Raw genomic sequence first — 12,338 nt, 5'->3', positions numbered from 1 at the left:
ACCTGTTTCGTCCGAATAAGTTGCACCCAGTCGGAAATTTATTTTAGAGGACAGTTTTTGCTCCTTTTCGGAGCAAGAAACTCAATGGACTGGGACAAAAAGCACCAAGCAGGAGCGGCCGGCACTTGCTTGAATTTATTTCCTGACGAACTGCCTATTATTCCGGCAAAAAAAGGGTTGCACCCGGTTGCACCTCCTTCGGCGCGCGGCTAATCTTGCCGCCAGCTGATGCCACGCGGTCGTGGCAAACATGAGGATAAAAATATGGCTACCACCACCCTTGGGGTCAAACTCGACGACCCGACCCGCGAGCGCCTCAAAGCCGCCGCGACCTCGATTGATCGCACGCCACACTGGCTGATCAAGCAGGCGATTTTCAATTACCTGGAAAGACTCGAGGGTGGTGCAACCCTGACCGAGCTCAACGGTTTGACCCGTGCCGAGACCGACGACAGTGCCGAGGTGCATGTCGACCACGCGCACCAGTGCTTCCTAGAGTTCGCTGAAAGCATCCTGCCGCAATCGGTCCTGCGCGCCTCGATCACCGCCGCCTACCGTCGCCCTGAGCCGGAAGTGGTGCCGATGCTGCTGGAGCAGGCGCGCCTGCCAGCACCGATGGGCGAGGCCACCAACAAGCTGGCCGCCTCGATTGCGGAAAAACTGCGTAACCAGAAGAGCGCCGGTGGCCGTGCAGGCATCGTCCAGGGTCTGCTGCAGGAATTCTCCCTGTCGTCCCAGGAAGGCGTGGCCCTGATGTGCCTGGCCGAAGCGCTGCTGCGCATTCCCGACAAAGGTACCCGTGACGCCCTGATCCGCGACAAGATCAGCACCGGTAACTGGCATCCGCATTTGGGCAACAGCCCTTCGCTGTTCGTCAACGCCGCCACCTGGGGCCTGCTGCTGACCGGCAAACTGGTCTCCACCCATAACGAAGCCGGCCTGACTTCGTCCCTGAGCCGCATCATCGGCAAAAGCGGCGAGCCGATGATCCGCAAGGGCGTCGACATGGCCATGCGCCTGATGGGCGAACAGTTCGTGACCGGCGAAACCATCGCCGAAGCCCTGGCCAATGCGAGCAAGTTCGAAGCCAAGGGCTTCCGTTATTCCTACGACATGCTGGGTGAAGCCGCACTCACCGAGCACGACGCGCAGAAGTACCTGGCCTCGTACGAACAAGCCATCCACTCGATCGGCAAAGCTTCCCACGGTCGCGGGATTTATGAAGGCCCGGGCATTTCGATCAAGCTGTCCGCCCTGCACCCGCGTTACAGCCGCGCCCAGTACGAGCGCGTGATGGACGAGCTGTACCCGCGCCTGCTGTCGCTGACCCTGCTGGCCAAGCAATACGACATCGGCCTGAACATCGACGCCGAAGAAGCCGACCGCCTGGAGCTGTCGCTGGATCTGCTCGAGCGCCTGTGCTTCGAACCACAACTGACGGGCTGGAACGGCATCGGCTTTGTGATCCAGGCCTACCAGAAGCGTTGCCCGTACGTGATCGACTACGTGATCGACCTGGCTCGCCGCAGCCGTCATCGCCTGATGATCCGCCTGGTAAAAGGCGCGTACTGGGACAGCGAAATCAAGCGCGCCCAGGTCGAAGGCCTGGAAGGTTATCCGGTCTACACCCGCAAGGTGTACACCGACGTTTCCTACATCGCTTGCGCACGAAAACTGCTGTCGGTACCGGAAGTCATCTACCCACAGTTCGCGACCCACAACGCCCACACGCTGTCGGCCATCTACCATATCGCCGGTCAGAACTACTACCCGGGCCAGTACGAGTTCCAGTGCCTGCACGGCATGGGTGAACCCCTGTACGAACAAGTCGTGGGCAAGGTTTCCGAAGGCAAGCTGAACCGTCCGTGCCGCGTGTACGCACCGGTCGGCACCCACGAAACCCTGCTGGCGTACCTGGTGCGTCGCCTGCTGGAAAACGGCGCGAACACCTCGTTCGTCAACCGTATCGCCGACCAGTCGATCTCCATCCAGGAGCTGGTGGCCGATCCAGTGAACCAAATCGAGCAGATGGCGACGCTGGAAGGCGGCTTCGGCCTGCCGCACCCGCGCATCCCGCTGCCGCGTGACCTGTATGGCAGCGAGCGCGCCAACTCCAGCGGCATCGACATGGCCAACGAACATCGCCTGGCTTCGCTGTCGTGCGCCCTGCTGGCGACGGCCCATAACAACTGGAAAGCCGCGCCGATGCTTGGTTGCGCCTCCAGCAGCGAAACCCCGGCACCGGTCCTGAACCCGTCGGATCATCGCGACGTGGTCGGCCATGTCCAGCAAGCCACTGTCGAAGACGTCGACAACGCGATCCAATGCGCCCTCAATGCCGCACCGATCTGGCAGGCCACCCCGCCCGCCGAGCGTGCAGCGATCCTGGAACGTGCCGCCGACCTGATGGAAGGCGAGATCCAGCCGCTGATGGGCCTGCTGGCCCGCGAAGCCGGCAAGACCTTCGCCAACGCCATCGCCGAAGTGCGCGAAGCCGTGGACTTCCTGCGTTACTACGCGGTGCAGGCACGCAACGATTTCAGCAACGACGCCCACCGCCCACTGGGTCCGGTGGTGTGCATCAGCCCGTGGAACTTCCCACTGGCAATCTTCAGTGGCCAGGTTGCCGCCGCACTGGCCGCCGGTAACCCGGTGCTGGCCAAGCCGGCCGAACAGACCCCGCTGGTCGCAGCCCAAGCCGTGCGCTTGCTGCTCGAAGCCGGGATTCCGCAAGGCGTGCTGCAACTGCTGCCGGGCCGTGGCGAAACCGTCGGTGCCGGCCTGGTCGGCGATGATCGGGTCAAAGGCGTGATGTTCACTGGCTCCACCGAAGTGGCGCGCCTGCTGCAACGCAACATCGCCGGTCGCCTGGACTCCCAGGGCCGTCCGATTCCGCTGATCGCCGAAACCGGTGGCCAGAACGCCATGATCGTCGACTCCTCGGCCCTCACCGAACAGGTGGTGATCGATGTGGTTTCCTCGGCCTTCGACAGCGCCGGCCAGCGTTGCTCGGCACTGCGTGTGCTGTGCCTGCAGGAAGATTCGGCAGACCGTGTGATCGAAATGCTCAAGGGCGCCATGGCTGAATGCCGCCTGGGCAACCCGGAGCGCCTGTCCGTGGACATCGGCCCGGTGATCGACGCCGAAGCCAAGGCGGGCATCGAGAAGCACATCCAGGGCATGCGCGACAAAGGTCGCAACGTGTACCAGGTGGCAATTGCCGATGGCGAGGAAGTCAAACGCGGCACCTTCGTCATGCCGACCCTGATCGAGCTGGAAAGCTTCGACGAGCTGCAACGCGAAATCTTCGGCCCGGTCCTGCACGTGGTGCGCTACAAGCGTAAAGACATCGACCTGCTGATCGAGCAGATCAACGCTTCCGGCTACGGCCTGACCCTGGGCGTGCACACTCGCATCGACGAGACCATCGCCAAAGTGATCGACAACGTCAATGCCGGTAACGTCTACGTCAACCGCAACATCGTGGGCGCCGTGGTCGGCGTACAACCGTTCGGCGGCGAAGGCCTGTCGGGCACCGGCCCGAAAGCCGGTGGCCCGCTGTACCTGTACCGCCTGCTGTCGACTCGCCCAAGCGACGCGATCGAGCAATCCTTCGCCCGCGCCGATGCCGAGACAGCGCCGGATGTACGTCTGCGTGATGCCATGCGCAAACCGCTGACCGCCCTGCAAGCCTGGGCCGACAGCCACAAGCTCAGCGACCTCAGCGCCCTGTGCGCGACGTTCGCCGAGCAATCGCAAAGCGGTATCACCCGCGTCCTGGCCGGCCCGACCGGCGAGCGCAACAGCTATGCGATCCTGCCGCGCGAACACGTACTGTGCCTGGCAGACAGCGAAAGCGACCTGCTCACGCAACTGGCTGCGGTGTTGGCCGTGGGCGGCTCGGCAGTGATGCCGGAGAACGAGCTGAGCAAGGCACTGCTGGCCCGTCTGCCAAAAGAAGTGCAGGCGCGTATTCAGCGGGTCGCCGACTGGACCAAGGATGAAGTGGTGATTGATGCCGTGCTGCATCACGGTCATTCCGACCAGTTGCGTGCGGTCTGCCAGCAAGTGGCAACCCGTGCCGGCGCCATCGTCGGGGTCCACGGCCAGGCGCCGGGGGAAACCGCGATTGCCCTGGAACGCCTGGTGATCGAGCGCGCTCTGAGCGTCAACACCGCTGCGGCGGGTGGTAACGCAAGCTTGATGACTATTGGCTAAGCCGTAAAAAACCGGGCGCCTGCAATGGGCGCCCGGATTGCAATATCCCTTGTGGGGGCAAGCCCGCTCCCACATTTGATTAGCACTACCCGCACTGCACCATCACGCTCATCAATCTTACTGTTCACCCCGCCCCCGCCACCTCTAGACTCGGCCCATCCCCAAAAAAGGTAGGCCGCCATGTCCGAGACGCTGCTCAGTTCCCGCAATCTGGCTTTCGAGCTGTATGAAGTCCTTGATGCCGAGGGCCTGACCCAGCGCGAGCGTTTTGCCGAGCACAACCGCGAGACCTTTGACGCAGCCATTGGCACCGCTCGCAGCATCGCCGAAAAGTACTTTGCCCCCCATAACCGCAAGGGCGACGAGAACGAGCCGCGCTATGAAGACGGCCAGGCGATCCTGATCCCGGAAGTCAAACCCGCCGTGGACGCCTTCCTCGAAGCCGGCTTTCTCAACGCCGCCCGCAGTTTCGAGGCCGGTGGCATGCAGTTGCCGACCCTGCTGTCGCAAGCCTGCTTTGCCCACTTTCAAGCAGCCAACGCGGCAACCACCTCCTACCCGTTCCTGACCATGGGCGCGGCCAACCTGATCGAGAGTTTCGGCACCGACGAACAGAAGCAACGCTTCCTGCAGCCCATGATCGACGGCCGGTTTTTCGGCACCATGGCCCTCACCGAACCCCACGCCGGCTCATCGCTGTCGGACATCCGCACCCGCGCCGAACCGGCGGCGGACGGCAGCTATCGACTCAAGGGCAACAAAATCTTCATCTCCGGCGGCGACCACCCGCTGGCGGAAAACATCGTACACATGGTGCTGGCCAAGCTGCCGGATGCTCCGGCCGGGGTAAAGGGCATCTCGCTGTTTATCGTGCCCAAGTTCCTGGTCAACGACGATGGCAGCCTGGGCCCACGCAACGACGTCTTGCTGGCGGGCCTGTTCCACAAGATGGGCTGGCGCGGCACCACGTCGACGGCGTTGAACTTCGGCGATAACGGGGAGTGCGTCGGCTATCTGGTGGGCCAGCCGCACCAAGGCCTGAGTTGCATGTTCCAGATGATGAACGAGGCGCGGATCGGCGTCGGCATGGGCGCGGTGATGCTGGGGTATGCCGGCTACCTGTACTCCCTGGAATACGCCCGCGAACGCCCGCAAGGTCGCCTGCCGGACAGCAAGGACCCGAACACCGCCCCGGTCTCGATCATCCAGCATGCCGACGTCAAGCGCATGCTGCTGACCCAGAAAGCCTACGTGGAAGGCGCATTTGACCTGGGCCTGTATGCCGCGCGGCTGTTCGATGACACCACCACCCTGCCCAGCGAGGTCGAACGCAAGCACGCCCATGAACTGCTGGACCTGCTGACGCCCATCGTCAAATCCTGGCCATCGGAGTTCTGCCTCAAGGCCAACGAACTGGCGATCCAGATTCTCGGCGGCCACGGCTACACCCGCGAGTACCCGGTGGAACAGTATTACCGCGACAACCGCCTGAACCCGATCCACGAGGGCACCCACGGCATTCAGTCGCTGGACCTGCTGGGGCGTAAATTGGCGCAAAACGGCGGCGCGGGCCTGAAACAGTTGATCCGCCTGATCGCCGACACGGCCGAGCGCGCGCAAGGCTTCGCGTCATTGACGCCGCTGCGTGAGCCCCTGGAAAAACTGGTGGCGCGCCTGCAAACCGTGACCATCGGCCTGCTCACCGACCTGGGCCAAGGCAAGGTCAACAGCAGCCTGGCCAATTCGGCGCTGTACCTCAAGGCGTTCGGTCACACCGTAATCGGCTGGCGCTGGCTGGAACAGGCAATCCGTGCCGAAGAAGGGCTGGCCAAGGGCAATGCCGCGGATGTCGGCTTCTATAAAGGCAAGCTGCAAGCGGCGCGCTACTTCCTGACCTGGGAAGTGCCGGGTTGCCACCATGAGTTGGCGATTCTTGAGGCGCGGGATGATGTGTGCCTGGGCATGCAGGATGAGTGGTTTTGATCACTGCGTTGTGCTGCTGAAATCCAATCGTCGGATCGCCGCCCGGAGCAAGCCCGCTCCCACAAGGTTCTCTGTTGTTCACAGATAAGTGGGAGCGGGGCTTGCCCGCGATAGCGCCAGTTGGGCCGACGCTATTTTCAGTCAGGCCTGACTGATGGTCTTGGCAATCACTTCAACCGTGGCGCTGACTTGCTCTTGGTAACGGTCGAGTTCCTGTTGGTGACGTTTCTGCATTTCCAACTGCTTTGAACACAGGTTCATCGCCGTCAGCACCAACAGTTTGTCCCCGATCAGGGTCGGGTATTTCTTTTTGGTTTCAGCCAGCACCGCCTTGAGCATGAGCGCGGCGTCGAGCAGCGTCTGCTCTTCCCCGGCTGGCGCCTTGATCGAATAGTCTTCTCCAAGAATGGAAACGACTTTTACCCCATCGGCACCGTGGCTCATGCGTTCACAGGACCTGCGCTCACACGCTCAACCAGGGCTTGAATGCGGGCCACGGTGGCGCCCTGCTTTTCTTCCTGTTCCATCAGGCTCAGTTGCAGGCTTTCGTTTTCGTCCTTGGCCTGGGCCAGCTCGGCGCTCAGGGTCTGGTTAGTGCCGAGCAGTTCCTGGTTCTGTTGCACCAGTTCGCTGACCAGTTGTTCCAATTGGCTTAGGGTTGCTTCCAACATTGTGATATTCCGGGCATTTTCAAAGGGCGCGTACGATAAAGAAAAGTCACCACAGGCGCCAGGGTTATTGCGGCGCAGAGCCTTGATTTTGCTGGCGGCGAACTTTCCTGCGAGTGTTAAAGACTGCAATAGGCCCATCTGGTTCCTGCAGCTCGTCAGGGGCAGGCAATTGTTTCCCGCGCCCCCCTTGATTGCACGGGCGTAAGCCAGGCCACTCAAAAGCTTTTTGACAGCATCACATTTCGACAGGTTAGAATCGCTGGCACGCAGACTGCATGGTCAGTTTGTGCCCGCCTTTCAGCTTTCCGGAGTACTGCCTTTGAATGCGACGACCATCAACAGCCTGTTCTTGATCGGCGCGTTGCTGGTAGGTGCGAGCATTCTGGTGAGTTCACTGTCCTCACGCCTGGGCATCCCGATCCTGGTGATCATCCTGGCCGTGGGCATGGCCGCCGGCGTCGACGGTGGCGGCATCATCTTCGACAACTACCCCACCGCGTACCTGGTCGGCAACCTGGCCCTGGCCGTGATCCTGCTCGACGGTGGCTTGCGCACCAGGGTCTCGAGCTTTCGGGTGGCGTTATGGCCAGCGTTGTCGCTGGCCACCGTCGGGGTGCTGATCACCACCGGGCTGACCGGCATGGCGGCGGCCTGGCTGTTCGACCTGAACCTGATCCAGGGCCTGTTGATCGGCGCCATTGTCGGCTCCACCGATGCCGCGGCGGTGTTCTCCCTGCTGGGCGGCAAGGGCCTCAACGAACGGGTCACGGCCACCCTGGAAATCGAGTCCGGCAGCAACGACCCGATGGCGGTGTTCCTCACCGTGACCCTGATCGACATGCTCGCCAGCGGCCAGACCGGCCTGCACTGGAGCCTGCTGACCCACCTGATCCGCGAGTTCGGCATCGGTGGCCTCATTGGCCTGGGCGGTGGCTGGCTGATGCTGCAAATGGTCAACCGCATCAACCTGGCCACCGGCCTGTACCCGATCCTGGTGATCGCCGGCGGCCTGGTGGTCTTCGCCCTGACCAACGCCCTGCACGGCAGTGGCTTCCTCGCGGTGTACCTGTGCGGCCTGGTGATCGGCAACCGCCCGGTGCGCAGCCGTCACGGGATTCTGCACATGCTCGATGGCATGGCGTGGCTGGCGCAGATCGGCATGTTCCTGGTGCTGGGCCTGCTGGTGACGCCTCACGACTTGCTGCCCATCGCCTTGCCGGCCCTGGCACTGGCGCTGTGGATGATTCTGTTTGCCCGGCCACTGTCGGTAGTGGTTGGCCTGCTGCCGTTCAAGGCGTTCCATGGCCGGGAAAAGGTGTTCATTTCCTGGGTCGGCCTGCGCGGCGCGGTACCGATCATTCTCGCGGTGTTCCCGCTGATGGCCGGCCTGCCCAACGCCCAACTGTATTTCAACCTGGCGTTCTTCATCGTGCTGGTGTCGCTGCTGCTCCAGGGCACCAGCCTGCCGTGGGTGGCCAAGCTGCTGAAGGTGACGGTGCCGCCCGAGCCCGCGCCAATCTCCCGGGCGGCCCTGGAAGTGCACGTGACCAGCGAGTGGGAACTGTTCGTTTACCGCCTCGGTGCGGAAAAGTGGTGCATCGGCGCAGCGCTGCGCGAGCTGAAAATGCCCGAAGGCACCCGCATCGCCGCACTGTTTCGTGGCCAGCAACTGCTCCATCCGTCGGGTAGTACGGTGCTGGAAGTCGATGATTTGCTCTGTGTCATCGGCCACGAACACAACCTCCCGGCCCTGGGAAAACTGTTCAGCCAGGCCCCGCAACGAGGCCTCGATCTGCGCTTTTTCGGCGACTTCGTTCTCGAAGGCGACGCCCAGCTGGGCGCGGTTTCCGCGCTGTACGGGCTGCAACTCGAAGGGGTCGATCCGGACATGCCGCTGGGTCGCTTCATTACCCAGAAAGTCGGTGGCGCTCCGGTGGTGGGTGACCAGGTGGAATGGAACAACACCATCTGGACGGTCGCCGTCATGGACGGGAACAAGATTGCCAAAGTGGGCGTCAGATTCCCCGAAGGAAGTCGCCCGGGCCCCGGGTTGTTCCTCTAAACTCCCTTTTCCGCCACGTTTTCGATCGGTCTCTATGCCAACCCTGCGCACATTTTTAGCTATAGCCCTGCTGGGGCTGAGTCTTTCCGTCGGCACCCTGCAGGCGGCCGAACCCCCTTCCGCTGACGCCGTACAGAAGAGCCTGGACAAGATTGCCGAGCGCAAACTGCCCGAGGCCGATCAGAAAGCCCTGCAAGCGGTGCTGCAACAGACCCTGGCCCAGCTGTCGAGCAAGGCCGATTACGACAAGCGCCTCAACGACCTCAAGCAACAGCTGAGCACCGCGCCCAAGCAGAACATCGAGAACCAGCGCGAGCTGGAACGCCTCAAGGCGACCAAGGTCATCCCGGTTGCCCAGCGCTATGCCAGCCTGAGCGTGCCGCAGTTGGAGCAGATGCTCACCGATCGCAGTACCCAGCAAAGCGACCTGCAAAAGGCCCTGGCCGATGCCAACAGCCTGATCATCACGGCCCAGACCCGCCCCGAGCGCGCCCAGGCCGAAATCAGCAGCAGCCAGACTCGCATCCTGCAGATCAACAACATCCTCAAGACCGGCAAAGACAACGGCAAGACCCTCTCCAACGAGCAACGCGACCAGCTCAACGCCGAGCTCGCCGCCTTGAATGCGCTGATTCCGCTGCGCCGCCAGGAACTGGCCGGCAACAGCCAACTGCAGGACCTGGGCAACAGCCAGCACGACCTGCTGACCGAACACTCTGCGCGCATGGAGCAGGAGATCCAGGACCTGCAGACCCTGATCAACCAGAAGCGCCTGGCGCAGTCCCAGGAAACGGTCACCCAGCAATCGATCGAAGCCCAGAAAGCCGGTGGCAGCAGCCTGCTCGCCACTGAAAGCACAGCCAACCTGAAGCTGTCCGACTACCTGCTCAAAAGCACCGACCGCCTCAACGAACTGACCCAGCAGAACCTGCAAACCAAGCAGCAGCTCGATACCGTGACCCAGAGCGACGCGGCCCTGGACGAACAGATCAGCGTACTCAAGGGCAGCCTGTTGCTGTCCAAGATCCTCTACAAGCAAAAGCAGGCCTTGCCCCGCTTGCGCCTGGACCGCGACCTGGCCGACCAGATTGCCGACATCCGCCTGTACCAGTTCGAAGTCAATCAGCAACGCGAGCTGATCAGCAATCCCACGACCTATGTGGATAACTTGCTGGCCACCCAACCGCCGGACCAGGTCACCCCGCAACTGCGCAAGAACCTGCTGGAACTGGCGCTGACCCGGGCCGACCTGCTGGAGCGCCTGAACCGTGAGCTCAGCGCCCTGCTCAACGAATCCATCACCCTGCAGTTGAACCAGAAGCAACTGCTGACCACCGCCCAGAACCTGCGCTCGACCCTCGACGAACAGATGTTCTGGATCCCCAGCAACAAGCCGCTGGACCTGGAATGGCTGCGGACCGTACCGACACGCCTGGAAAAACAGATCAACACCCTGCCCTGGACCTCGACCCTGTCCGAGCTCAGTGACGGCCTGATCCAGCGACCGCTACTGTTCACCCCGCTGGCGCTGCTGATCGGCTTTTTGCTGTGGCGCCGCAAGTACCTGTATGAGCGCCTGAACAAGGTCCACCAGGACATCGGGCACTTCAAGCGCGACAGCCAGTGGCACACGCCCCAGGCGATCCTGATCAATGTGCTGCTGGCGATGCCGGTGTCCCTGGCGCTGGCGTTGTGTGGCTACGCCTTGCAGATCGACGCCCGCGGGCAGAACACCAACCTCGGTGCGGCCCTGCTGCAGGTGTCCCAGGCCTGGCTGGTGTTCTACACCGCCTACCGGATCCTGGCGCCCGGCGGCGTGGCGCAGTTGCATTTCCGCTGGGAAAAACCCCAGGTCGAGTTCCTTCGCGGCTGGATCCGGCGCCTGGGGGTGGTGGTGATCGCGCTGGTCGCCGTGGTCGCGGTGGCCGAGTTGCAACCGGCGGCGCTGGCCGATGACGTACTCGGCATCGGCGTGGTGCTGACCTGCTATGCGCTGATGGCCTGGCTGCTCAGTCGCCTGTTGCTCCACAGCCCGAACCACAACAACGCGTCGCTGTTCCGCAAGGCGGTTGGGGTGATGTTCACCGCCCTGCCCGTGGCCTTGTTCATCGCCGTGTGCTTCGGCTACTTCTACACCGCCTTGAAACTCAGCGACCGACTGATCAACACCCTGTACCTGCTGATGTTCTGGCTGGTGATCGAGGCCACTTTCGTGCGCGGCCTGTCCGTGGCGGCTCGGCGCCTGGCCTACCAGCGGGCGCTGACCAAGCGCCTGGCGGCCAAGGAGGCCGGTGATGGCGAAGTGCTGGTCGAAGAGCCGACACTGGACATCGAAAAGGTCAACGAGCAATCCCTACGCCTGATCCGCCTGGCCCTGTTGGGTGGTTTCATTGCCGCCCTGTATTGGGTCTGGGCCGACCTGATCACAGTGTTCTCGTACCTGGACAACATCACCCTCTACGAATACACCAGCGGCACCGGCGCCAACATGAGCATGGTGCCGATCAGCATCGGCGACATGCTCGGGGCACTGATCATCATCGGCATCACCCTGGCCCTGGCGCGCAACCTGCCCGGCCTGCTGGAAGTGCTGGTGCTGTCCAAGCTCGACCTGGCCCAGGGCAGCGCCTACGCCACCACCACCTTGCTGACCTACGTGATTGCCGGCATCGGCTTCGTGACCACGCTGTCGACCCTCGGGGTCAGCTGGGACAAGTTGCAATGGCTGGTGGCGGCACTCTCGGTCGGCCTGGGTTTCGGCATGCAGGAAATCTTCGCCAACTTCATCTCCGGGATCATGATCCTGTTCGAGCGCCCGGTTCGGATCGGCGACACCATCACCATCGGCAACCTGTCGGGCACGGTGAGCAAGATCCGCATCCGTGCCACCACCATCACCGACTTCGACCGCAAGGACATCATCGTCCCGAACAAGACGTTCATCACCGGGCAATTGATCAACTGGTCGCTGACCGACACCGTCACCCGCGTGACGCTCAAGCTTGGCGTGGACTATGGCTCGGACCTGGACCTGGTCAAGGAGCTGCTGCTCAAGGCCGCCCGCGAGAACCCGCGGGTGCTCAAGGAGCCGGAGCCCCTCGTGTACTTCCTGAGTTTCGGCGAAAGCACCCTGGATCACGAACTGCGCGTGCATGTGCGTGACCTGGGTGACCGCAACCCGGTCCTCGACGAAATCAACCGGTTCATCAACCGCGAATTCAAGAAGCAGCACATCAACATCTCGTTCCGGCAAATGGAGGTTTACCTGAAGAACCTCCACGGCCAGGAGTACAAGTTGGTGCCTATCGAACCGGAACCGAAAACCATCGTTCCGGCAAAGGAGCGCCTTGCCGAGCAACCGCCGCCCGCGCCGAAACTCGACTAACCGGGCAATCCCCAGCAGA

Annotated in this window: 6 protein-coding genes; 4 read left to right on the top strand and 2 right to left on the bottom strand. The window is 62.5% G+C overall.

Translation table 11 applies throughout. The features are described from left to right. Positions 1 to 264: 264 nt before the first annotated feature. Positions 265 to 4,218, top strand: coding sequence for a trifunctional transcriptional regulator/proline dehydrogenase/L-glutamate gamma-semialdehyde dehydrogenase (putA, locus tag AACY45_RS13665; RefSeq protein WP_339545971.1), 3,954 nt, complete (start codon positions 265 to 267; stop codon positions 4,216 to 4,218). 180 nt (positions 4,219 to 4,398) lie between these two features. Further along, on the top strand, positions 4,399 to 6,201 hold the full coding sequence (locus AACY45_RS13660; protein WP_339545970.1) for an acyl-CoA dehydrogenase: 1,803 nt from the start codon (positions 4,399 to 4,401) through the stop codon (positions 6,199 to 6,201). 141 nt (positions 6,202 to 6,342) lie between these two features. Here the strand turns inward: AACY45_RS13660 and AACY45_RS13655 are convergent, their stop codons facing one another. Continuing rightward, complete coding sequence (locus AACY45_RS13655; RefSeq protein ID WP_339545969.1) at positions 6,343 to 6,645, bottom strand: cell division protein ZapA; 303 nt, start codon at positions 6,643 to 6,645, stop codon at positions 6,343 to 6,345. Next, complete coding sequence (locus tag AACY45_RS13650; protein ID WP_095167165.1) at positions 6,642 to 6,872, bottom strand: hypothetical protein; 231 nt, start codon at positions 6,870 to 6,872, stop codon at positions 6,642 to 6,644. Before AACY45_RS13650 ends, AACY45_RS13655 begins: the two co-directional genes overlap by 4 nt. A gap of 319 nt (positions 6,873 to 7,191) precedes the next feature. Between AACY45_RS13650 and AACY45_RS13645 the strand changes: the two genes are divergently transcribed. Further along, on the top strand, positions 7,192 to 8,934 hold the full coding sequence (locus AACY45_RS13645) for a potassium/proton antiporter (RefSeq protein WP_339545968.1): 1,743 nt from the start codon (positions 7,192 to 7,194) through the stop codon (positions 8,932 to 8,934). 34 nt (positions 8,935 to 8,968) lie between these two features. Beyond that, on the top strand, positions 8,969 to 12,319 hold the full coding sequence (mscK, locus tag AACY45_RS13640) for a mechanosensitive channel MscK (RefSeq protein WP_339545967.1): 3,351 nt from the start codon (positions 8,969 to 8,971) through the stop codon (positions 12,317 to 12,319). Positions 12,320 to 12,338 lie beyond the last annotated feature (19 nt).

The sequence above is a fragment of the Pseudomonas sp. RA_35y_Pfl2_P32 genome (assembly GCF_963970735.1).
In the GTDB taxonomy this organism is placed as follows: Bacteria; Pseudomonadota; Gammaproteobacteria; order Pseudomonadales; family Pseudomonadaceae; genus Aquipseudomonas.
Note: the sequence above shows the minus strand (reverse complement) of the source record. Positions and strands in the feature narration are given on the sequence as shown.

Excerpts from the sequence above, each read along its gene's own strand:
- putA (WP_339545971.1), top strand. The coding sequence starts at position 265 with ATGGCTACCACCACCCTTGGGGTCAAACTCGACGACCCGACCCGCGAG.
- AACY45_RS13660 (WP_339545970.1), top strand. The coding sequence starts at position 4,399 with ATGTCCGAGACGCTGCTCAGTTCCCGCAATCTGGCTTTCGAGCTGTAT.
- AACY45_RS13655 (WP_339545969.1), bottom strand. The coding sequence starts at position 6,645 with ATGAGCCACGGTGCCGATGGGGTAAAAGTCGTTTCCATTCTTGGAGAA.
- AACY45_RS13650 (WP_095167165.1), bottom strand. The coding sequence starts at position 6,872 with ATGTTGGAAGCAACCCTAAGCCAATTGGAACAACTGGTCAGCGAACTG.
- mscK (WP_339545967.1), top strand. The coding sequence starts at position 8,969 with ATGCCAACCCTGCGCACATTTTTAGCTATAGCCCTGCTGGGGCTGAGT.